Source organism: Amycolatopsis sp. NPDC114484, from assembly GCF_055633755.1.
Genome location: NZ_JBVKDQ010000030.1, coordinates 42,610 through 63,292, shown reverse-complemented (window position 1 = coordinate 63,292; position 20,683 = coordinate 42,610). Strand labels below are relative to the sequence as shown.

The window sequence follows — 20,683 nt, the reverse complement described above, 5'->3', positions numbered from 1 at the left end:
AGGAGGGTCGGCATGCCGTCCACGTTCAGCCTCCCCGCCTCCCGCACCGAGGTGGTGCTGGAGGAGATCCGGCGCGGCATTCTCGCCCGCGAGCTGGTGCCCGGTCAGCAGCTGGTGGAGGCGGAGCTGGCCGCGCGGCTCGGGGTGTCGAAGACGCCCGTGCGCGAGGCGCTCAAGGTGCTGTCCAACACCGGGCTGGTCACGTTCAGCCCGTACAAGGGCGCCTCGGTGTGCGTGGTCGACGCGGAGCTGGCGCGGTCGGTCTACGACGTGCGGATGGTGCTGGAGCCCGAAGCGCTGCGCCGCGCCGTGCGTTCGGCGGACCGGACGGGGTTCGACGAGGCCGGGCAGATCCTCAAGGAAGCCTCGGCCGCCGATGCCGACCAGACCACGATGAGCCTGTTGAACCGGCGGTTCCATCGCGCGCTGTACGCGGGCTGCGGCAACCCGCTGATGGTGTCGATGCTGGACGATCTGCGCGACCGCGCGGCGCTGATCACGGTCGTCGGCTGGGACGCGAATCCCAGCTGGCGCAAGGAATGGAACGAGCACAAGGCCGTGCTCGCCGCCGCGAAGAAGGGCGACGAGGACGGCGCGGCGGAGCTGCTGCGAGCGCACATCGCGGCGTTCCTAGACCACGTGCTCGAGGCGATCGGGGAGGAGTGACGGCGTGCGGTTGCTGCTCCTCGCGGACACCCACCTGCCCAAGCGGGCGAAGGAACTGCCGGCGCAGGTCTGGGACGAAGTCGCGCAGGCCGATGTCGTGGTGCACGCGGGCGACTGGGTCGACGTGGACACTCTCGACGCGCTTGATGCCCGCAGCGCCCGGCTGATCGGCGTCTACGGCAACAACGACGGTCCTGAACTGCGGAAACGTCTGCCCGAGGTGGCGCGCGAGACACTGGAGGGCGTCCGGCTGGCGGTGGTCCACGAGACCGGCGACGCGAAGGGCCGTCCGGCCCGCTGCGATGCGCGGTATCCCGACGTGGACGTGCTGATCTTCGGCCACAGCCACATCCCGTGGGATTCAGTGACGCCCGGCGGGCTGCGGCTGCTCAACCCCGGTTCGCCGACCGACCGGCGGCGGCAGCCGTTCTGCACCTACCAAACCGCCGAAATCCGCGACGGCCGGCTCGGCGACGTCGAGCTGCACGAGCTGCCTCGGCGCGGCTGAACGGGTAAAACAGGAGTCATGGACCCGGCCCGCGCCCTGCGCGACATCGCCTTCCAGCTCGAACGCGCCGGTGAACCCACTTACCGGGTGCGCGCGTTCCGTCAGGCCGCCGCGGTGGTCGACCGGTTGTCCGAGGACGAGCTGACGTCCCGCGTCGGTGCGAAGACGCTTCAGGCGTTGAAGGGGATCGGCAAAGCCACTGCTGGGGTCATTGAAGACGCGTGGCACGACCGTACGCCTGCGTACGCGGCGAAGCTGCCCGAAAGCAAGTTCCCGGACGGCGGTGCGTTGCGTACGGCGCTTCGCGGCGACTGTCACACGCACTCCGACTGGTCCGACGGCGGCAGCCCGATCCTCGAGATGGCCGAGACGGCACGCGAGCTGGGGCACGAGTGGATCGTGCTCACCGACCATTCGCCGCGGCTGACCGTCGCGCGCGGCCTGTCCCCGGAGCGGCTGCGCGCGCAGATGGACGAAGTCGCGCGGGTGAACGAGCAGCTGGCCCCGTTTCGCCTGCTGCACGGCATCGAGGTCGACATCCTCGACGACGGCGCGCTCGACCAGACCGAGAAGCTGCTGGACCGGCTGGATTTCGTGGTGGCGAGCGTGCACTCGAAGCTCCGCATGCCCGCACGGGAGATGACCCCGCGGATGCTGGCCGCTGTCGAGAACCCGCACGTCCGCGTGCTGGGGCACTGCACCGGACGGCTGGTCGGCGGACGGAGCAGGCCGGAGTCGCAGTTCAACTCGGAGAAGGTGTTCACCGCCTGCCGCGAAAACGGGGTGGCGGTGGAGATCAACTCGCGGCCGGACCGGCTCGATCCGCCGACGCGGTTGCTGCGCCAGGCCGTCGAGCTGGGCTGCGAGTTCGCCATCGACAGCGACGCGCACGCGCCCGGCCAGCTCGACTGGCAGGTCTACGGCTGCGAGCGGGCGGAAAACGCGGGCATCGGGCCGGAACGGGTCATCAACACGCGGACGGCCGACCAGTTATTGCGATAACGGGATTCCGAGCGGGATCGAGCCAGCGCAGCACGGCGATCAGCTCGTCGCGGGCCAGCGCGACACAGCCCGCGGTCGGCCCGCCGGTGGCCACGTGCAGGAAGAACGCCGAACCGGCGCCGGGCACGACCGGCGAGCGGTTGTAGTCGATCACCACCGCGTGCGCGTACGCCGGGCCTGCCGTACCGAGATTCTCGCCCGCCGCTTCATCGAATGGGCCTGGTGCGCCTCGGTAATGCGTGTTGTAGAGCGGAGAGTGCACATCGGACACCCACCAGTCCAAAGTGGTCACCTGCCGGCAGGGGAGCCGGGTGCCCGGGTTCGGCTCGATGCCGAACGCCTCGGTGAGCGGCCAGATTCCGGCGGGCGTGCGCGAAAGTCCTTCGCTCGCAACGCCGATTCCTTGCGCGCCGACGTCCGCTGGGTACGGACCGAGTGCCCGTACCCAGCGGCCGCCGTCGTGGTCCCATGCGGACGCGCTGTGCGCGGTGACCGCGAGAACCTGTTGCGGGTTCAGTTGATCTCGTACGGGTCGCCGTAGACCTTCCACTTCAGCGGCGTGTGCAGATCGAGGTTGCCGTCGTTGAGGAAGACGAGCTGTTCGGTGTCGACGCGGGAGGTGTCCGCGTGCGCCTCTTCCTTCTTCATGACCACCTTGCGCGCGTCGAGAAACGCCTTGAGATAAGCGGTTTCGTCGCCGCCCTGGGCCGGTGGCTTCGCCTTCGACAGCGCGGCGTCGCGGATGCCGCCGAAGCTGTCGGTGCTCGTGCCGGGGCCGTGCATCACGATGGCGTCGTAGTAGATGAACTGGCCGAGCGCGCCAAGGCCGTCGGACTTGGCCTGGTTCACCGCCGGGTCGAAGTAGACGCGGTCGCGCTCGCTGTCCTGCGCGGCCTGGAATTCCTTCGTGCCCGCGGCTTCCTTCCAGGCGTTCTCGAACGGCGCGCCGAGACCGTCGTGCGAATCGGAGCCGTTGACCTTTTCCAGTGCGGGCAAGAACTTCGCCAGCGGGTTGTCCGGCACGGATTTGGTGTAGGCCTGCACCAGTTCGAGCATGTCGCCGGTGCCGGAGCAGAATCCGATGATGCCCGCCGTGTAGCCGCGGCCGTCCTTGATGTCCTCGATGTAGGAGTACTGCTTCTTCCAGTCGAGCGACGAGTTTTCCGCGCTCGACACCAGCTGCATCGCGATCTCCTTCTTCTCCGGAGACGCGAGGTCGCCGCCGGAGCCCAGCACCGATGAAGACACTGCCGAGGCGGCGAGCGGGGCGGGCACGGCGGCGGCCGAGAGAGCGGGAGTGCTGAGCACGAGGGCCAGGGCCGAGGCGGCCGTGAGACCGGCGACCAGCGTGGGCCGCGTCGTCTTGCGCATGAGGGGAATCCCTTTCCGCGGTACGTGGGCAAGGCGGCCGGACCGGCGAAGGGACCGGTTCCGGGTACTGCTGCGGCGTAGCGCCACGATAACCGAGCGTGAAGCCGTGGGGCAAGGGATGCGAAAATTTTTCACGGATGTGAACACGGGCCGTCCACTGTGGACGATGAAGATTGCCTGAAGGCGGCCGAAAATCCGCTGGAACTGCGGGAGTCTTCGTTGGACTGTCCACTATGGATGTCGCGGAGAGCCCTCGGCGCACATTAAAGACATGGTAAACTCGACCCGAGATGACGACTGCTGCCGCCGCTCCCGCGCCACGGCACCGGTCCATCCTCGTCCTGCTGCTCGCCGCGCTGCTCCTGCTCGGCGTCGCAGTCCCCGGCCCGGGACCGGCGGGCCCGCGTCCGCACGACCCCGAACCGGCTCTGGTCCAGGAACAAGGCCCGCATCTCGTGGCGGCGCATCCGCTGCCGCTCGCCGACGCCCCGGGCGAAATCCGCCTCGCGCGGCCGGATTGGCGCACCGTCCCGTTCTCCGCCGCGCCACCGGTCGAACTGGACCGCGCGCCAGCGCCCGCCGCGGCGCGGGCCCCTCCCGATTGCTGAGTACTCGTTCCCCGCCTGTACCCGGCTCTTAAGAGGATTTCATGAGCAACGGTCATGCTTTGCTGGCCGTCGGCGGCGCGTTTCTCGCCGCCGGCGCCCTCGCCCGCGTCGGCGCCCGGATCGGGCTGCCCACGATTCCCCTGTTCATGCTGGCCGGTTTCGTCTTCGGCCCGCACACCCCCGGACTGTCCCTTGTGGACGATCCGGCCGAGTTCGGCGTACTGGCCGGGCTCGGGCTCGTGTTCCTGCTCTTCTATCTCGGACTGGAGTTCTCGCTCGACGACCTCGCCCGCGGCGGCGCCAGGCTCGCCTGGGCGGGGCTGGCGTACCTGGTGCTGAACGTCGGCGGCGGGCTCGCGTTCGGCTTCGCGCTGGGCTGGGGCGCGCGCGAGGCGCTGGTGATCGCCGGCGCGATCGGCATCTCCTCCTCGGCCATCGTCACCAAACTGCTCCTGGAAACCCGGCGGATGAACAACCGGGAATCCCGCCTGATCATGGGCATCATTGTGCTGGAAGACCTCTTCCTCGCGCTGTACCTGGCGCTGCTGCAGCCGGTGCTGTCCGGCGCGGACGGCTTCGGCGCGGCGCTCGCCGACTTCGGCAAGGCGTTCGGCTTCCTGCTCGTGCTCGCCGCGCTGGCCCGCTGGGGCGGACGGCTGGTGTCGCGGCTGTTCGGCTCGGCGGACGACGAACTGCTGACCGTCTGCTTCGTCGGTGTGGCCGTGCTCGGCGCCGCGGTGGCCGAGGAGGTGGGCGTTTCCGACGCGATCGGCGCGTTCATGGTCGGCATGATGCTCGGCAATTCCAAGGTCGCGCCGCGGGTGCACAAGCTGGTGCTGCCGCTGCGGGACGCGTTCGGCGCGCTGTTCTTCTTCATCTTCGGGCTGTCGATCGACCCGGGCGCGGTCGGCACGGTCGTTCTCCCGGTGCTCGCCGCGGTCGTGCTGACGCTGGTGCTGAACCTCGCCGCCGGAGCGTTCGCCGCCCGCCTGCACGGCTTCGACCGGCAGGAAGGCGTGAACATCGGGCTGACCGTGCTCACCCGGGGCGAGTTCTCGCTGGTGCTGGCGGCAATGGCGACCACGGCCGGGCTCGATGCGCGGGTGGCCCCGTTCGTCGCCGGGTACGTGCTGCTCCTGGCCGTGATCGGGCCGCTCGCGGTGCTCCGCTCGGACCGGCTGACCTGGCTGCTTCCGGCCAAGCTCGGGCGGCCGCGCCCGGCCCCGGTGTCGTGAGCCGGGGGTGCCGGGCTGTCACTCGCGGCATATTCGGAAGCCACGACGGTCACGCACGGCTATCCTTGCTCCAAGTATGTCCACTCCATCCCCCTTCGCAGAGCTGCGCGCCCAGCTGCCCGAACTGATGCTGCGCGACGAGTACCGGCTCCGTCGTCGTCTCGACGGCGCGCGCCGGTCTCGTGGCAAGCAGGAGACGGCCGAGCGCATCGCCGCCGACGTCGAAACGGCGCTGCTGCGCGTGCGGCAGCGCCGCGAGAGCGTGCCGAAGATCGAGTACCCGGCCGAACTGCCGGTCAGCAGGCTCAAGGACGAGATCGGCGACGCGATCCGCGACCACCAGGTGGTGATCGTCGCGGGGGAGACCGGGTCGGGCAAGACCACGCAGCTGCCGAAGATCTGCCTCGAGCTGGGCCGCGGCGTGCGCGGGCAGATCGGGCACACCCAGCCGCGCCGGCTGGCCGCGCGCACGGTCGCCGACCGGATCGCCAGCGAGCTGAAGACCGAACTGGGCGACACCGTCGGCTACAAGGTCCGGTTCACCGACCACTCCGGCCAGGACACCCTGGTCAAGCTGATGACCGACGGCATCCTGCTGGCCGAGATCCAGACCGACCGGATGCTGCGCCAGTACGACACGCTGATCATCGACGAGGCGCACGAGCGCAGCCTCAACATCGACTTCATCCTCGGCTACCTCAAGCAGCTGCTGCCGCGCCGTCCGGACCTGAAGGTCGTCATCACCTCGGCGACCATCGACCCGGAGCGCTTCTCGCGGCATTTCGACGACGCGCCGATCGTCGAGGTCTCCGGCCGGACCTACCCGGTCGAGGTGCGCTACCGCCCGCTCGTGGACCCGGACGAGCCCGAGGGCGACCCGGACCGCGACCAGACGCAGGCGATCGCCGAGGCGGTCCAGGAGCTGTCCGGCGAGGCGCCGGGCGACATCCTCGTGTTCCTCTCCGGCGAGCGCGAAATCCGCGACACCGCGGACGTGCTGAACCGGCTGGACCTGCGGAACACCGAGGTGCTGCCGCTGTACGCGCGGCTCTCCGCGGCCGATCAGCACCGCGTGTTCCAGCGGCACACCGGACGGCGGATCGTGCTGGCCACGAACGTCGCCGAGACCTCGCTGACCGTGCCCGGGATCAAGTACGTGATCGATCCGGGGACCGCGCGCATCTCGCGCTACAGCCACCGCACGAAGGTGCAGCGGCTGCCGATCGAGGCGATTTCGCAGGCGTCGGCGAACCAGCGCAAGGGCCGTTGCGGGCGTACCTCGGACGGCATCTGCATCCGGCTGTACTCCGAGGAAGACTTCGAATCGCGGCCGGAGTTCACCGATCCGGAGATCCTGCGGACGAACCTGGCGTCGGTCATCCTCCAGATGACGTCGCTCGGCCTGGGCGACATGAACGCGTTCCCGTTCGTGGAGCCGCCGGACCGCCGCCAGGTCACCGACGGCGTGCAGCTGCTGCAGGAACTCGGCGCGTTCGAGACCGGCGATTCCTCGAAGCTCACCGAGGTCGGCCGGAAGCTGGCGCTGCTGCCGGTGGACCCGCGGATGGGCCGGATGGTGCTGGAGGCCGCGCGGAACGGCTGCGTGCGCGAGGTGATGATCATCGCCGCCGCACTGTCCATTCAGGACCCGCGCGAGCGTCCGGCGGAGAAACAGCAGGCCGCCGACGCGCAGCACTCCCGGTTCGCGGACCCGACGTCGGACTTCCTCTCCTACCTGAAGCTGTGGGAGTACGTCAGCGAACAGCAGAAAACGTTGACCGGCAACCAGTTCCGCCGGATGTGCCGTACCGAATACCTGAACTACCTGCGGATCCGCGAGTGGCAGGACATCTTCGGCCAGCTGCGCCAGCTCGCCAAACCGCTCGGCATCACGCTCAGCACCACGCCCGCCGAACCGCAGCACGTGCACACGGCGCTGATTTCCGGGTTGCTGTCGCACATCGGGCTCAAGGACCCGGCGAAGGGCGACTACCTGGGCGCGCGCGGGGCACGGTTCTCGGTGTTCCCCGGTTCGGCGCTGTTCAAGAAGCAGCCGCGCTGGGTGATGTCGGCCGAGCTGGTGGAGACGTCGCGGCTGTGGGGCCGGGTCAACGCCCGGATCGAGCCGGACTGGGTCGAACCGCTCGCGCAGCACGTGGTGAAGCGTTCGTATTCGGAGCCGCACTGGGAGCGCAAGCAGGGCGCGGTGATGGCGACCGAGAAGGTGACGCTGTACGGCGTGCCGCTCGTCGCCGACCGGCGGGTGAACTACGGCCGGATCGACCCGGAGATCTCGCGCGCGATGTTCATCCGGCACGCGCTCGTCGAGGGCGACTGGCACACGAACCACCGGTTCTTCGCGGAGAACCGCGCGCTGCTGGACGAGGTCGAGGACCTGGAGAACCGCGCCCGGCGGCGCGACATCCTGGTGGACGACCAGACGCTGTACGAGTTCTACGACGCGCGAGTGCCCGAGGACGTCGTGTCCGTGCGGCATTTCGACAGCTGGTGGAAGAAGGCGCGGCGGAACGAGCCGGACCTGCTGTCGTTCGAGAAGTCCATGCTCATCAACGAGGTCGCGGGCGCGGTCCGGGAATCGGACTACCCGGACTCGTGGACGCAGGGCACGCACGTCTTCAAACTGACCTACCAGTTCGAGCCCGGCGCGGATGCCGACGGTGTGACCGTGCACATTCCGCTGCCAGTGCTGAACCAGGTGACGCCGGACGGTTTCGACTGGCAGGTGCCCGGGCTGCGCGGCGAGCTGGCGACTCAGCTGATCAAATCGCTGCCGAAAACGTTGCGGCGCAACTTCGTCCCGGCTCCGGACACGGCCGCCGACGCGTTGACGCGAATGTCCCCTTCGGACGGTCCGCTGCTCGACATCCTGGGCGACGAGCTGCACGCGATGCGCGGCATCGACGTCCCGCATTCGGCGTGGGATCTTTCGACGGTGCCGGACCACCTCCGGATGACGTTCCGCGTGGTGGACGAGCGCGGCAAGCGGGTGGCCGAGGGCAAGGACCTGGACGAGCTGAAGCGCCGTCTCGCGCCGCGCGTGCGGGAGACGATTTCCAAGGCCGCCAACAGCATTGAGAAGGCCGGCCTGGTGCAGCCGTCGTTCGGCGAGCTGCCGAAGGTGTTCGCCTCCACCCGGCGCGGCCACGACGTGAAGGCGTATCCGGCGCTCGTGGACGAGGGCGAGTCGGTGGCCGTCCGGCTGCTCGACACGCCCGCCGAACAGCAACACGCGATGTGGGCCGGTACCCGGCGGATGCTGCGGCTGAACCTGAACTCGCCGATGAAGTTCATTACGCGGTCGCTGTCGAACTCCTCGAAGCTCGTGCTGAACCGCAATCCGCACGGCAGCGTCGCGGGTCTGCTGGAGGACTGTGTCGACTGTGCTGTTGACGCACTGATGGCCTCGGCGGGCGGCCCGGCCTGGGACGAGGCGGGTTTCGCCGCGCTGCTGGAAAAGGTGCGGGCGGGGCTGAACACGAAGGTGCTGGAGGTGCTGACGGAGGTCGAGCGGATCCTGCGCGCGGCCATCGACGTCGAAACGCGCCTGTCGGACACGCGCGGCCCGGCTGAGTCGCTGGCGGACATCCGCCGTCAGCTGGACGGTCTGGTGCACGCGGGCTTCGTGACGGAAACGGGCGCCGGGCGGCTGTCGAACGTGGTCCGGTATCTGCGCGGCATCGAGCGGCGGCTGGAGAAGCTGCCGCTGGAGCAGACGCGGGACCTGCAGCGCATGGCTGACGTCGCGTGGATCACGAAGGAGTACCAGGACGCGCTGAGTGCGTTGCCGCCGGGAACGTCGTCGCCTGCCCTGGCGGAGGTGCGGTGGATGATCGAGGAACTCCGGGTGAGCTTCTTCGCGCAGACCTTGGGGACGGCGCATCCGGTGTCGCTGAAGCGGATTACGAAGGCGTTGGACGAAGCGCTGTAGAATCGCCCGATGGCAGGCGAGGGGGACGAGCCGAAGAAGCCCGACGACGATTCCGGCGTCAAGAAATGGTCGTTGATCATCGGCGTGGTGAGCGGTGTTCTGGCTATTCTGGTGGCCGTCACCACGCTGACCGGGTTCAATCCGGTAAAGGAATGGATTTCGCCGCCCGCGAGCAAAACCGCGCCGGTTTCCGGAGCCGCGGGCGATTCGGTCGCCGGGGCCAGCAGGTCGCAGGCGACGGACACGCTTGCTGGCGCGCCGCCGACAAGCCCGGTGCGCACAGTCGAAATCACGCCGAGCACCACCCCGGGCAGGACCCCGGAAACTTCGGAGAGCCCCAGCGGCACCGCGCCCGCGGAACCCTCCTTCCAGGTGCGATCCTCCCAATGGGACGGACCGTGCCAGGGCTCCGCGTGCACGATGAGCGCCATTTTCCGCAATGACGGCGGGCCGGGCACCGCGGTGGCGACGTTCTTCGTGCTGCTGCCCGACGAGTACACCTTTATCGCGAAATGTTCCGTCATTCTGGGCTACACGGAACGAAACGGCTTCACGAACGCCGGATGCACGGCGGACAGCGCGCAGGTCCTGACCTACTTTCGCACGCATCCCGGCGGAACCGTGCGAATGCATATCAAGATCGGGGACTGAGGACGGACCGGCCGGACGACCGCCGCCGACTCGCGCCTGGGCGGCACCGGGAGAGTGCTCGAAATCCGTCCGCGGTGACCCGGTGCGGCCGGATGCTCAGCCGAACTGGTGAGGCGCGGCTCCGCCGTGTGGTGCCTGGACAGTCTTGGGGTGCCTGGGAAAACCGCCGGGGCGAGACCGATCGCGGGCAGTTCGGCGGAGCGAGCCGAAGCTGGTGGGGTCCGGCGGCGCGGTTCCGGACGCGATCACTTCGCCTCCGCGTAGGTGTCCACCGGTTTCGCGTGCATCGGAAACCGCACCGGGCACGCCTCGCCGAACACCAAACGGGCGGATTCCTGGATCGCCGCCTCCACGATGCCCGCGACCTCGTCCGCCAGCTCGGCGGGCGCGTGCACGATCACCTCGTCGTGCAGGAAGAACACCAGGTGCGCCGGTTCGGGCAGCCGTCCGCGCAGGGTGGCCAACAGGACCGCGGTCAGGTCAGCCGCGCTGGCCTGCACCACGAAGTTCCGCGTGAACCGCCCCCAGCTGCGCGACGCTCGGCGGGCGCGGGTTTCCGTCGCCTCGTCCTCGGTGAGCCCGCCGGTCAGGGCCCGCCAGGCGGCGGACGGGGCGGGAGAGGTCCGGCCCAGCCGGGATCGGACTCGTTCGCCTCGTTCGCCCGCCGCGGCGGCATGCTCCACATAGGACACTGCGTCCGGGAAACGCTGGCGCAGCAACGCAAGCAGCGGTCCGGCCTCGCCGGAGGTGCCGCCGTACATCGCGGACAGCATGGCGATCTTCGCGCGCGAACGGTCGTCTCGTGTATCTCCGGGGCGGAGCGGGACGTAACGGGTGCCGGAGAACAGGGCTTCCGCCAAACGGGCGTACAAATCGGTGGCAGCGGCGACTTCGGCCAGGCGGCGGTCCCCGGACAGAGCGGTGAGGACACGCGGTTCCAGTTGCGCGCCGTCGGCGACGACGAGTTTCCAGCCGGGGTCCGCGGACGCGCACGAGCGCAGCGCGCGCGGGATCTGCAAGGCCCCGCCGCCCCGGGTGGCCCAGCGGCCGGACACCACGCCGCCGACCACGTAGTGCGGCCGGAATCGTCCGTCGCTGACCCATTCGTCCAGCCATGCCCAGCCGTTGGCGGAGTGCAGCCGGGACAGTTCCTTGTACTCCAGCAGGGGCGCGACGGCGGGGTGGTCGATGTCCTGCAGCAGATACTTCCGCGCCGCCGGGATTTCGATGCCCTCCCTGGCCAGTGCGCGGACAACGCTGGCCGACGAGTCCGGGTTCACGGGCCGTCCGCCCAGGGCCGCCGAGATCCTCGCGGCGAGGTCGACGAGGGCTTTCGGGCGTTGACCAGCGGGTACGCGCGGTCCTAGACGTTCTTCCAGCAACTGCAGATGGCGGTCGGCGCGCCAGGGGAGCCCGGCTGCGGAGATTTCGGCGGCGGCCAGCGCGCTCGCCGATTCGGCCGCGAGGAGCAGCCGCATCCGCGCGGGTGCCTCAGTGGCGGCGACGCGTTTCTCCTGCTCAGCCAGGACCCGCCGGGCCGCGGCGACGACCGTGACTCCCGGCGGCAGACCAGGGCCGCGCGGGGAGAACAGCGTGGGCTGCGCGTCCTCGCCGAAGGCCGGGCCGTCGTCGGGCGGTTCCTCCCCGTTCGCCCGCGCCCACGCCGCCCGCAAGCTGCGCGATTCGTCCTCCCGGCCCTCGTAGGCGAGCAGCAGCCCCTCGGCGAGCGAGAGGTCGTAGCAGCGGCCCAGCCGCACCCCGGCCTTGACCAGCGCGGGATAGATCTCCTCGACCGAAGGCAGCACCCAGCGCGGGCTCTCGGCCGCCTCCAGCCGACGCACCTCGCCGGCCCAGTCGGCGAGCGACAGCCCGCGGAGGGTCCCCGAGGAGCCCTCGATCGTATAGCCGGACTCTTCCTCCCGGCCGGTGATCACCTGCACTGTCACATTGTGCGGACCAGCACCGACAATTTCCGCGCACCCAGCGTCCCCGACGTCCGTGAAGGGCTCTTTGCGGGACTCAGATTCCCTCAAGGAGCCCTTCACGGACGGTCCGTGACCGGTACCGGAGATTTCCTCCCCGGCCGGGCACTGGTGCGCGGCCGGGCCTTGCTTTACTGTCGAGTAACTCCCATACCGGCGGTACGGAGACCGTCGGCGTGGGCGCTCCCGCAGCAGCAATGGAGGTGCCCGGATGAGTGTGGCCGAGCTGGCCGGCCAGGTGGCAGGCAAGCTGACCGAGACCGTGCGCAGCGTCGAGGTGATGCGCCGCGCCGGGCTGGTGCCGTTCCCTCGTCTCGACGAGGGGTTGCGGTCCCTCGTCGCGATCCGCAAGTACGGCCCGTTCGCCGGCGCGAACCACATCGCGGCCCGGCGCGATTCGACGGCCGTCGGGATCGTCGACGACCTCGGCCCGCTCACCTTCAAGCAGCTCGACGACCAGTCCAACGCGCTCGCCCGCGCCTGGTCGCAGCGCGGCCTCGGCCCCGGTTCGGTGATCGCCGCGCTGTGCCGCGACCACCGCGGGCTGGTGCTCACGATGGCCGCCTCGGGCAAGCTCGGCGCGCGGTTGCTGCTGATGAACACCGGGTTCGCCAAACCGCAGTTCGCCGACGTCGCCAAGCGCGAGGGCGTCACCGCGCTCGTCTACGACCAGGAGTTCACCGGCCTGCTCGACGCGATCGACGGGGACGTCGACCGCTACCTGGCCTGGGTGGACCAACCGGGCGGCCACGAGATCCCGGTGCTCGCCGAGATCATCGCCAGCACCGACGACCGCCCGCTGCCCGCGCCCGCCAAACCCGGCGGATTCGTGCTGCTGACCAGCGGCACCACCGGCACTCCCAAGGGCGCGCCGCGACCGCACACGTCCGCGCTGGCGTCGGCGCAGTTCCTGGACCGCATCCCGCTGCGCTCCGGCGAAGCGACCTTCATGGGCGCCCCGCTGTTCCACGGCACCGGCCTGTCGCAGTTCATCCTCAGCTTCGCGCTCGGCTGCACGGTGGTGATGCGCCGGAAGTTCGACCCGGAGGCCACGCTGAAGGGCGTCGCCACGCATCGGTGCACCGCGCTCGTTCTGGTGCCGACGATGCTGCAGCGGATCGTCGACCTGCCGAAGGAAGTCCGCGATCGCTACGACACTTCGTGCCTGCGGATCATCTTCGTCGCCGGGTCCGCGCTGTCGCCGGATCTCGGCAACCGGGCGAACGAGGAATTCGGCGACGTCGTGCACAACCTGTACGGCTCAACGGAAGTCGCCGTGGCGACAGTCGCGACGCCGGAGGACTGGAAACGCGCGCCGGGCACGGTCGGCCGCGCGCCGGTCGGCTGCCGCGTCGCGCTGTACGACGAGCGCGGCGCCAAGATCACCGAGCCGCACGTGACCGGTCGGGTGTTCGTCGGCAGCGGGCTCAGCTTCGGCGGCTACACCGACGGCCGCAACAAGGAGATCATCGACGGCCTGCTCTCCAGCGGCGACGTCGGCCACTTCGACGAGGACGGCCTGCTGTTCATCGACGGCCGCGACGACGAAATGATCGTCTCCGGCGGCGAGAACGTGTTCCCGATCGAGGTGGAAAACCTCTTGGTGGAGCGGGAAGACGTCCTCGAGGCGGCGGTGATCGGCGTCGAGGACCCGGACTTCGGCGAGCGGCTCAAGGCGTTCGTGGTGCGCACGGGAGGCTCGACGCTCGACGAGGACGGCGTGCGCGAGTACGTGAAGGCGAATCTGGCGCGTTACAAGGTGCCTCGGGATGTGGAATTCCTGGAGGAGCTGCCGCGCAACGCCACCGGGAAGGTGTTGCGGACCAAGCTGAGCTGAGCGCGCACACCGAGTCCAGAACCCTCTCGCGCCACCGTCCGGTGTCGACCAGAACGGTCGGCTCGCGCAGCTCAGCCGCCGGGATCACGGACCCCAGCCGATGCCGAAGATCCCCGGTCCGAAGTCCAGCGCGATCGCGTGCACGCCGTTGCCGCTGTCGAGCCGCAGCCGGCGCCGGGCCGGTGCTTCGTCGGTGGCGTTCGCGTACTGCCAGCAGCGGGCGGGCACCGCGGTCGGGTCGAAGCGGATCTCCAGCAGGTATTCGCGGACCGGGCGGCGGAATTCCCGGTAGTGCGTCGCCCGGCATTGCGGATACGGCGGCCCGGAGTTGCGCAGGGTGTACTCGATGAGGTGTGTCTCGCCGCGTTCCAGCGCTCGGTCGAAGAGCAGTTCGGCCACCAGGATGCCGTGGTCGTCGTCCACTTCGGCGCGGCCGACGCGGCAGTTGCGCACTGGCTGCAAGTCGGGCACCGCCGTCGCGTCACCCTGTGCGTACACCAGCAGCCAGCGGTCCTGACCGTCCGCACCGGACTGGAACACCGCGCGCGAGGTGACCGCGAGCTGGCCGCCGTCGGCCGCGATGTCGCAGCGGTCGTGCAGGCCGATGAGCTTCAGCTGGTGCTGCTGGTCCAGGGCGTCGGGCGCGCCGACGCGGTCCAGCAGCGGCTGCAGGATCTCGCGGGTGAAGGTGACCGGTTCCTCGCCCGCCCGGTCGCGCCTGCTCGCGCCGCGCGGCCGGGGCGGCGGCAGCAGGCCGAGCAGCGCGCCGTCGGGGACGTCGAGGATTTCCTCCAGCACCCGCACCGCCGACAGCGACCCGGCCCGTTCCGGCTGGCGTTTGCCCGATTGCCAATAGCTGAGCGCGGTGACGCTGACCGTCGCGCCGCGGGCGCGCAGCCGTGCCTGGATCCGGTCCAGGGAGAGCCCGCTGGCCCCGATCGCGGCGCGCAGCGCGCTCGCGAACGCGGTCCGGGCGCCTCCGTCAGTGTCCGGACCGGCGTGGTCCGCATGTCGCTGCGTCATTTCCCGTCGACCGCCCCCACCGGTAACCGACCGTGCCGAGTCCGACACAGGCACGGTAGCAGCCGCCGGACCAGGTTGTACCGCCGTACCACTCCGGCGAACGGGCTAGTACTGGCAACTGTGAACCATTGCCGTGACCTGCGCGGTCGCGCTTCCATGGCCAGGACGGAACGCGCCGCCCCCGGCGCGTCCGGAGCCTCGGCCCCGGCAGCGCGGACCGCGCCCCGCGCCCGGCCGGCGGCCGCGCCCGGAACCGGTGGCCCGGCATGCCCCCAGAGGCCGGGCCACCGGTCATCCGCGCCGGACCCGCCCGCACTTGCGCGAGCCGCCGAAGCGGCAGACCATAGGTGCGATCCCCGTCAGCGGGGCGGTTTCCCTCGATCGCAGGTGACCGGCATGGCGAAATTCCTTCTCCTTTACCGCGCCGACCAGTCGGCCGCGGAGCGCATGGCCCAGGCGACGCCGGAACAGCAGGCCGCCGGGATGCAGGCTTGGACGGCGTGGTTCGCGAAAGCGGGCGACGCGGTGGTGGACGGCGGCGCGCCCACCGCGGGCGGGGACGGCACGATCGGCGGGTACTCGATCCTGCGGGCCGATTCGGCGGCGGCGGTGCGGGGTCTTCTCGTCGGGCACCCGCACACCGAGATCGGCACGATCGACGTGCTGGAGATTCTCCCGCCGCCGGGGGCGTGAGATGGCCGCGCCGGAGTTCGACGGCAAATGCGCGTTCGCGCTGAGCCTGGCGCCGGCGGGCAAAGCTCCCGCGGGCAAGGCGCAGCACGCGCTGGAGGTCGACGGCAAGACGTACTACTTCGCCGGTGCTTTGCCGAAGCTTCTCTTCCGGCTGATTCCCGGCAGCCGGGAGCGGGCCGAGCGGAGGTGGGCGGGGTGAGCCGCCGGACCGCCAGGCGGGTTACCAGCGGGTAGGCTCCGGGCATGGTCCTGCGGCAGAACATCCTGATCACCGGAGCCAGCTCCGGTCTCGGCGAGGGAATGGCCCGGCAGTTCGCCGCTCGCGGCCGCAACCTCGCGTTGTGCGCCCGGCGCACCGAACGGCTCGACGACCTGGCCGCCGAGCTGCGGGAGGCGTACCCGGGCATCACCGTCGCGACGCGCGCGCTCGACGTCACCGACCACGCGCGCGTCTTCGAGGTGTTCGAGGAGTTCCGGACGGAGCTCGGCAGGCTCGACCGCGTGATCGTCAACGCCGGGCTCGGCAAGGGACAGCCGGTCGGCGCGGGCCGGTTCGACGCCAACCGGCAGACGCTCGAAACCAACCTCGTCGGCGCGGTGGCCCAGATCGAGGCGGCGGCGGGCATCTTCCGCGAGCAGCGCGACGGGCACCTCGCGGTGATCTCGTCGTTCATGGCACTGCGCGGTTTTCCCCGGAACCTCACCGCGTACTCCGCGTCGAAGGCCGGGATCTCCGCGTTCGCCGAGGGCGCGCGATTGGAGCTGAGTAGCCACGGCATCACGGTCACTGACGTGCGGCCCGGCTACATCAGCTCCGAGATGACCGCGCGCTCGACCAAACCCAATCCGCTGATGGTGTCGGCCGAAGCCGGAGCGCACGCGCTGGTCAAGGCGATCGAAGCGGAGCTGAAGCGCGCGTACGTGCCTTCGTGGCCCTGGGTGCCGCTGAGTCTGGCGGTACGCTTGGCGCCGGGCCGGTTGCTGCGGATGTTTTCCTGACGGGACGGGCGTAAATGGGTGCGATCTACCTGATCCGGCACGGACAGGCGTCGTTCGGCGCGGCGGATTACGACGCCTTGTCGCCGCTGGGTTTCGAACAGTCCACATTGGTCGGTGCGGAGCTGAAGCGACGCGGCGTCGAATTCGCGCAGGTGCGCTCGGGAACGCTGGCCCGCCAGCGGGACACCGCGGCGACGGCGTTGAAGGCGCTCGGCTGTGACGTGCCGGTGATCGAGGACGAACGCTGGAACGAATACGACCACGTCGACATCGCGGCGCACCACGCGGGCGGTGCGCCGCAACAGGATTCGCGCGAGTACCAGCGCTTGCTGGACGCCGCGCTGACCGCGTGGGTCGACTCCGGCGAAACCGGTCCGTGCGCGGAAAGCTGGCCAGCCTTCCTAAGCCGCTGCACGGCGGCGCTGGCGGAACTGGCCGGATCGCTGGGCAAGGGCGAGAACGGGCTCGTGTTCACCTCCGGCGGCGTGCTGGGCGCGGTCGCCGGATCGTTGCTGGGCACGCCCGGGCCCGGGCTGCTGAAGCTGAACCGCGTCACCGTGAACACCGGCATCACGAAGCTGACGTCCGGCCGCGGCGGCGTGACCCTGTTGTCCTTCAACGAGCATCCGCATCTCGAAGGCGAGACGGCGCGGCTGCTCAGCTACCGGTAGGAGGCTGGCGTGCGGTTCGGTGAGGTCACGATCGTCCCGGTGAACGGGCACGGTCCCGAAGACGTGGTCGTGGACGCCGAGGGCCGGGTCTACACCGGCGTCGACGACGGCCGGATCCTGCGGGTCTCGCCGGACGGACGGCGGATCGACCTGATCGGCGACACCGGCGGCCGCCCGCTCGGGCTGGAACTGTACGGCGACGGCGAACTGCTGATCTGCGACGCCCGCGCCGGATTGCTGACCATGCCGCTGGCCGGCGGCGAGACCACGACCCTCGCGACCTCCGGCGCCGGGCTGGATTTCGTCTTCTGCAACAACGCCGCGGTCGCCGCCGACGGCACGGTCTACTTCACCGATTCCTCGCGCCGCTTCGGCATCGACAACTGGCGCGACGATCTCATCGAGCAGACCGCCGGCGGACGGCTGCTGCGCCGCACCCCGGACGGCGAGATCGACCTGCTCGCCGACGGTCTCCAGTTCGCGAACGGCGTCGCGCTGCCGCCGGACGAATCCTATGTGGCAGTAGCGGAAACCGGCGCGTGCCGGGTGAGCCGGGTCTGGCTGACCGGCCCGCGCGCGGGCGATCGCGACGTCTTGATCGACGATCTGCCGGGCTTCCCGGACAACATCGCGACCGGTTCGGACGGGCTGATCTGGATCACCGAGGCCAGCCCGCGCGTCCGGGCCCTCGACGTCGTGCGCCGTCTTCCCCCGGCGGTCCGGACAGCAGTCCGCGCGTTGCCGGATGCGCTGCAGCCAGCCCCGAAACGCCGGGTGGGCGCGGTCGCGGTCACCCCGGACGGTGCGGTGGTGCGGGAACTGCGCGGCGAGATCCCCGGATTCCACCTGCTGGTGGGCATTCGCGAGTACCACGGGCGGTTGTGGTTCGGTTCTCTGGAAGAAAACGCGCTCGCCTACACGGATCTCTGATCAGCGAACTGACTGCTGCGCCCGGCCAACGTCCCAGGCGCTGGCCCGCCGGATCGACGCGAATGGCTACCCAGCCGACCGGCTATCCGCGCGAGGTCACCCTGGAGTGTCCGGAAAACCGCGACGACTGGGTGCCGGAACTCCAGGCATCGGTGACCCCGGCCTGATCAGCGGCCGGTCCACTGTGGACTGCGACCGGCGGTCCAGGCGGCGTAGAACTCCTTGTGGTCCTTGGCAGTCATCAGCAACGCCTGCGTGATGGCTTCCAGTTCGATCGAGCTGCCGAGGTCGCTGTCGAGCTCCCGGGTCAGCAACACCTTGGTGGTCGAGTACGCGAGCGCCGGGCCGTCTGCGAGGCGTCGCGCCAGCGCGGTAGCTTCGTCGGCCAGTTCGGCATCCGGCACCACCCGGTTCGCCAGCCCGATCGCTTCGGCGCGCGCGGCGGGGAGTTTGTCGCCCAGCATCAGCAGTTCCGTCGCGCGCCCGAGACCGACCAGCCGCGGCAGCAGATACGCCGAACCCATGTCCGCGCCCGCCAAACCGACCTTCGTGAACAGGAACGCGAACTTCGCGGATTCGGCCAGCAGCCGGAAATCGCTCGCCAGCGCGAGCACTGAACCGGCTCCGGCCGCGACGCCGTTGATCGCCGCGATGATCGGGATCGGCGTTTCGCGCATGGCTTTCACCACCGCGCCGGTCATCCGGGTGAATTCGAGCAGTTCCGCGGTGTCCATTTTCTGCAGCTCGCCGATGATTTCCTCGACGTCGCCGCCCGAACAGAACCCGCGGCCCTTCCCGGTGAGCACGAGCACTCGCACATCGCCGCGGTGCGGCAATTCGGCGACGAGGTCGCGCAGGTCGGCGTAGATGTCGAAGGTGAGCGCGTTGAGCTTTTCCGGACGGTCGAAGGTCACCGTCGCGACCCCGTCGTCCACCGTGAACTCGAAGTGCTCCCACGATTTCGTGAGCGGGACACTGGCGCGGAACGGGCTCATTTCTGGATTCCTCCACCGTCGAGTACGAGAGTCTGTCCGTTGATCGCGGCCGCCTCCGGGGCGGCGAAAAACTCCACGGCGTACGCGATTTCGCCGGGTTCGAGCAGCCGTCCGAGCGGGGAGGCGGCGGCGAGCGCGGCTTCCGCGTCGGCTTCGTCGCGGCCAGTGCGTTCGCGGATCCGGGCCACCGACGTCGCGGTCATGTCGGTGCGCACGAACGACGGGCACACCGCGTTCGACGTGACGCCAGTGCCCGCCACTTCCGCCGCCACCGCCCGCATCAAACCGACCGCCGCGTGCTTCGACGCGGTGTAGCCCGAGGTGTAGCGCGCACCGGCCAGGCCCGCCGTCGACGCGACCGTGACGATCCGCCCGAAGTCGCGCTCGCGCATCCCCGGCAACACCTCGCGGGTGCACAGGAACGCGCCGGTCGCGTTGACCTCGAACTGGCCGCGCCAATCGTCGAGGGCCGTCTTCGCCAGCGGCGCGCTCGACGACACCCCAGCGTTGTTGACCAGCACGTCGACCGGTCCGAGCTGGGCGAAGTACGCGCGGACGGCGGCCTCGTCGGTCACGTCGCATTCGGCGCGGCCGGGGGAGTGCACCGTCGCGCCGGCGCTGCGGAACCGTTCGGCGACAGCCGCGCCGATGCCGCGGGTGCCGCCGGTGACCACGACGACTCGATCCGAAAAACTGCTCACTCTCGAAAGCTACACTGCAGCGGGCTGAGGTGTATAGAGTTGCCTCGTGCCCGACATCGAACCCGCCCGCACGCCCCAGGAGCTCGTGATGACGCTGCTGGGCAGCTACGTGCGTCCGCGCGAGAGCAGGCGCGTGTGGTCCGGCGGGCTCGTCGCGCTGCTGCACGAGCTGGGGTTCTCCGACGGCGCGGCCCGGATCGCGCTGACCCGGCTGGTGCGCCGCGGCCTGCTGTCCCGGCACCGCGAGGGCAGGCTGGTGCACTACTCGCTGACCTCGCGCACGGTCGCCCTGCTGGACGACGGCGACCGCCGGATCTTCGGTCTCGGCCGCCGCGACGAACCGGCCGGGACCTGGACCGTGCTGTGGCAGAACATCCCGGAAACCCGGCGCAAATCCCGCGAACGGCTGGTGCGGCGGCTGCGTTTCCTCGGATTCGGCCCGGTCCAGGACGGCACCTGGCTCGCCCCGCACGACCGCGAGGCCGAGGTGCTCGCGGTGCTCGCCGAACTCGACGTCGCCGAGCACGCCGGCCTGATGCTCGGCACCCCGTCCGCCGCGCTGGACGTGCGCCGGCTCGCCGGACGGGCCTGGGACCTCGAGGGACTGTCCGCCCGCTACGCCGCGTTCGTCGCCGAGTTCGGCGACTGCCCGGGCGAGCTGAGCGACGCGCAGGCGTTCGTCGTGCGCACCCGGCTGGTGCACACCTATCGCGAATTTCCTTCGCTGGACCCGGAATTGCCGTCCGCGCTGATCCCGGCTCCGGAAACCCGGGACGCCGCGGTCAAGCTGTTCCACGACCTGTATTCGGCGCTCGCGCCACCCGCTCAGCGCCACTTCGACCGAACCCTGTCCACGAGATGA

At 70.1% G+C, this 20,683-nt stretch carries 20 protein-coding genes; 14 read left to right on the top strand and 6 right to left on the bottom strand.

The window, feature by feature from the left end:
• Positions 1-12: 12 nt before the first annotated feature.
• The 3 genes from ACZ7SW_RS40610 to ACZ7SW_RS40600 are packed head-to-tail and all read left to right on the top strand — an operon-like array spanning position 13 to position 2,176.
• Positions 13-666: a GntR family transcriptional regulator gene (locus tag ACZ7SW_RS40610; RefSeq protein WP_470235677.1), complete on the top strand. Its 654-nt coding sequence runs from the start codon at positions 13-15 to the stop codon at positions 664-666.
• Between the two features lie 4 nt (positions 667-670).
• Positions 671-1,174, top strand: coding sequence for a metallophosphoesterase family protein (locus ACZ7SW_RS40605; RefSeq protein WP_470235676.1), 504 nt, complete (start codon positions 671-673; stop codon positions 1,172-1,174).
• 18 nt (positions 1,175-1,192) lie between these two features.
• The gene (locus ACZ7SW_RS40600) at positions 1,193-2,176 is read left to right on the top strand and encodes a PHP domain-containing protein (RefSeq protein WP_470235675.1); all 984 of its coding nucleotides are present in this window, start codon (positions 1,193-1,195) and stop codon (positions 2,174-2,176) included.
• Here the strand turns inward: ACZ7SW_RS40600 and ACZ7SW_RS40595 are convergent.
• Both ACZ7SW_RS40595 and ACZ7SW_RS40590 read right to left on the bottom strand, forming a co-directional pair.
• Entirely contained in the window at positions 2,142-2,726 is a 585-nt protein-coding gene (locus tag ACZ7SW_RS40595) for a L,D-transpeptidase family protein (protein ID WP_470235674.1), read from the bottom strand. The two genes, ACZ7SW_RS40600 and ACZ7SW_RS40595, sit on opposite strands and share 35 nt — an antisense overlap.
• Positions 2,690-3,547 (bottom strand): chitosanase, encoded by an 858-nt coding sequence (locus tag ACZ7SW_RS40590; RefSeq protein ID WP_470235673.1) that lies wholly within the window; start codon positions 3,545-3,547, stop codon positions 2,690-2,692. Before ACZ7SW_RS40590 ends, ACZ7SW_RS40595 begins: the two co-directional genes overlap by 37 nt.
• A gap of 290 nt (positions 3,548-3,837) precedes the next feature.
• Between ACZ7SW_RS40590 and ACZ7SW_RS40585 the strand changes: the two genes are divergently transcribed.
• The 4 genes from ACZ7SW_RS40585 to ACZ7SW_RS40570 all read left to right on the top strand — a co-directional run bounded on the left by ACZ7SW_RS40585 (position 3,838) and on the right by ACZ7SW_RS40570 (position 9,990).
• Positions 3,838-4,155 carry a hypothetical protein gene (locus tag ACZ7SW_RS40585; RefSeq protein WP_470235672.1) on the top strand — a complete coding sequence of 106 codons (318 nt, stop codon included), beginning with the start codon at positions 3,838-3,840 and terminating at the stop codon, positions 4,153-4,155.
• Positions 4,156-4,196: 41 nt separating this feature from the next.
• On the top strand, positions 4,197-5,390 hold the full coding sequence (locus tag ACZ7SW_RS40580; protein ID WP_470235671.1) for a cation:proton antiporter: 1,194 nt from the start codon (positions 4,197-4,199) through the stop codon (positions 5,388-5,390).
• 76 nt (positions 5,391-5,466) lie between these two features.
• Positions 5,467-9,339, top strand: a complete 3,873-nt coding sequence (hrpA, locus tag ACZ7SW_RS40575) for an ATP-dependent RNA helicase HrpA (RefSeq protein ID WP_470235670.1) — start codon at positions 5,467-5,469, stop codon at positions 9,337-9,339.
• A 9-nt stretch (positions 9,340-9,348) separates the two neighbouring features.
• A complete protein-coding gene (locus ACZ7SW_RS40570) occupies positions 9,349-9,990 on the top strand; it encodes a hypothetical protein (RefSeq protein WP_470235669.1) in 642 nt (213 codons plus the stop codon).
• Positions 9,991-10,235: 245 nt separating this feature from the next.
• Here ACZ7SW_RS40570 and ACZ7SW_RS40565 read toward each other — a convergent pair whose 3' ends face one another.
• Positions 10,236-11,930 (bottom strand): bifunctional 3'-5' exonuclease/DNA polymerase, encoded by a 1,695-nt coding sequence (locus ACZ7SW_RS40565; protein WP_470235668.1) that lies wholly within the window; start codon positions 11,928-11,930, stop codon positions 10,236-10,238.
• Positions 11,931-12,183: 253 nt separating this feature from the next.
• Here ACZ7SW_RS40565 and ACZ7SW_RS40560 point away from each other — a divergent pair, with 253 nt between their 5' ends.
• Positions 12,184-13,809 (top strand): acyl-CoA synthetase, encoded by a 1,626-nt coding sequence (locus ACZ7SW_RS40560; RefSeq protein WP_470235667.1) that lies wholly within the window; start codon positions 12,184-12,186, stop codon positions 13,807-13,809.
• 84 nt (positions 13,810-13,893) lie between these two features.
• Here the strand turns inward: ACZ7SW_RS40560 and ACZ7SW_RS40555 are convergent, their stop codons facing one another.
• Positions 13,894-14,832, bottom strand: coding sequence for a hypothetical protein (locus ACZ7SW_RS40555; RefSeq protein WP_470235666.1), 939 nt, complete (start codon positions 14,830-14,832; stop codon positions 13,894-13,896).
• A gap of 396 nt (positions 14,833-15,228) precedes the next feature.
• Here ACZ7SW_RS40555 and ACZ7SW_RS40550 point away from each other — a divergent pair, with 396 nt between their 5' ends.
• The 5 genes from ACZ7SW_RS40550 to ACZ7SW_RS40530 are packed head-to-tail and all read left to right on the top strand — an operon-like array spanning position 15,229 to position 18,125.
• Positions 15,229-15,525 (top strand): YciI family protein, encoded by a 297-nt coding sequence (locus ACZ7SW_RS40550; RefSeq protein ID WP_470235665.1) that lies wholly within the window; start codon positions 15,229-15,231, stop codon positions 15,523-15,525.
• A gap of 1 nt (position 15,526) precedes the next feature.
• Positions 15,527-15,724, top strand: a complete 198-nt coding sequence (locus tag ACZ7SW_RS40545; RefSeq protein ID WP_470235664.1) for a hypothetical protein — start codon at positions 15,527-15,529, stop codon at positions 15,722-15,724.
• Positions 15,725-15,768: 44 nt separating this feature from the next.
• The gene (locus ACZ7SW_RS40540) at positions 15,769-16,524 is read left to right on the top strand and encodes an SDR family oxidoreductase (protein ID WP_470235663.1); all 756 of its coding nucleotides are present in this window, start codon (positions 15,769-15,771) and stop codon (positions 16,522-16,524) included.
• Between the two features lie 14 nt (positions 16,525-16,538).
• Positions 16,539-17,195, top strand: a complete 657-nt coding sequence (locus tag ACZ7SW_RS40535; protein ID WP_470235662.1) for a histidine phosphatase family protein — start codon at positions 16,539-16,541, stop codon at positions 17,193-17,195.
• Positions 17,196-17,204: 9 nt separating this feature from the next.
• Positions 17,205-18,125 carry an SMP-30/gluconolactonase/LRE family protein gene (locus ACZ7SW_RS40530; protein WP_470235661.1) on the top strand — a complete coding sequence of 307 codons (921 nt, stop codon included), beginning with the start codon at positions 17,205-17,207 and terminating at the stop codon, positions 18,123-18,125.
• A 167-nt stretch (positions 18,126-18,292) separates the two neighbouring features.
• Here the strand turns inward: ACZ7SW_RS40530 and ACZ7SW_RS40525 are convergent, their stop codons facing one another.
• Together ACZ7SW_RS40525 and ACZ7SW_RS40520 are read right to left on the bottom strand one after the other, a co-directional pair.
• Complete coding sequence (locus ACZ7SW_RS40525) at positions 18,293-19,120, bottom strand: enoyl-CoA hydratase family protein (RefSeq protein ID WP_470235660.1); 828 nt, start codon at positions 19,118-19,120, stop codon at positions 18,293-18,295.
• On the bottom strand, positions 19,117-19,821 hold the full coding sequence (locus ACZ7SW_RS40520; RefSeq protein WP_470235659.1) for an SDR family NAD(P)-dependent oxidoreductase: 705 nt from the start codon (positions 19,819-19,821) through the stop codon (positions 19,117-19,119). Before ACZ7SW_RS40520 ends, ACZ7SW_RS40525 begins: the two co-directional genes overlap by 4 nt.
• A gap of 88 nt (positions 19,822-19,909) precedes the next feature.
• Between ACZ7SW_RS40520 and ACZ7SW_RS40515 the strand changes: the two genes are divergently transcribed.
• Positions 19,910-20,683 carry a PaaX family transcriptional regulator gene (locus ACZ7SW_RS40515; RefSeq protein ID WP_470235701.1) on the top strand — a complete coding sequence of 258 codons (774 nt, stop codon included), beginning with the start codon at positions 19,910-19,912 and terminating at the stop codon, positions 20,681-20,683.

Bases quoted from the DNA above. Each gene is read 5' to 3' on its own strand.
- ACZ7SW_RS40610 (WP_470235677.1), top strand. From the start codon at position 13: ATGCCGTCCACGTTCAGCCTCCCCGCCTCCCGCACCGAGGTGGTGCTG.
- ACZ7SW_RS40600 (WP_470235675.1), top strand. From the start codon at position 1,193: ATGGACCCGGCCCGCGCCCTGCGCGACATCGCCTTCCAGCTCGAACGC.
- ACZ7SW_RS40590 (WP_470235673.1), bottom strand. From the start codon at position 3,547: ATGCGCAAGACGACGCGGCCCACGCTGGTCGCCGGTCTCACGGCCGCC.
- ACZ7SW_RS40585 (WP_470235672.1), top strand. From the start codon at position 3,838: ATGACGACTGCTGCCGCCGCTCCCGCGCCACGGCACCGGTCCATCCTC.
- ACZ7SW_RS40580 (WP_470235671.1), top strand. From the start codon at position 4,197: ATGAGCAACGGTCATGCTTTGCTGGCCGTCGGCGGCGCGTTTCTCGCC.
- hrpA (WP_470235670.1), top strand. From the start codon at position 5,467: ATGTCCACTCCATCCCCCTTCGCAGAGCTGCGCGCCCAGCTGCCCGAA.
- ACZ7SW_RS40570 (WP_470235669.1), top strand. From the start codon at position 9,349: ATGGCAGGCGAGGGGGACGAGCCGAAGAAGCCCGACGACGATTCCGGC.
- ACZ7SW_RS40560 (WP_470235667.1), top strand. From the start codon at position 12,184: ATGAGTGTGGCCGAGCTGGCCGGCCAGGTGGCAGGCAAGCTGACCGAG.
- ACZ7SW_RS40555 (WP_470235666.1), bottom strand. From the start codon at position 14,832: ATGACGCAGCGACATGCGGACCACGCCGGTCCGGACACTGACGGAGGC.
- ACZ7SW_RS40550 (WP_470235665.1), top strand. From the start codon at position 15,229: ATGGCGAAATTCCTTCTCCTTTACCGCGCCGACCAGTCGGCCGCGGAG.
- ACZ7SW_RS40545 (WP_470235664.1), top strand. From the start codon at position 15,527: ATGGCCGCGCCGGAGTTCGACGGCAAATGCGCGTTCGCGCTGAGCCTG.
- ACZ7SW_RS40540 (WP_470235663.1), top strand. From the start codon at position 15,769: ATGGTCCTGCGGCAGAACATCCTGATCACCGGAGCCAGCTCCGGTCTC.
- ACZ7SW_RS40535 (WP_470235662.1), top strand. From the start codon at position 16,539: ATGGGTGCGATCTACCTGATCCGGCACGGACAGGCGTCGTTCGGCGCG.
- ACZ7SW_RS40525 (WP_470235660.1), bottom strand. From the start codon at position 19,120: ATGAGCCCGTTCCGCGCCAGTGTCCCGCTCACGAAATCGTGGGAGCAC.
- ACZ7SW_RS40515 (WP_470235701.1), top strand. From the start codon at position 19,910: ATGACGCTGCTGGGCAGCTACGTGCGTCCGCGCGAGAGCAGGCGCGTG.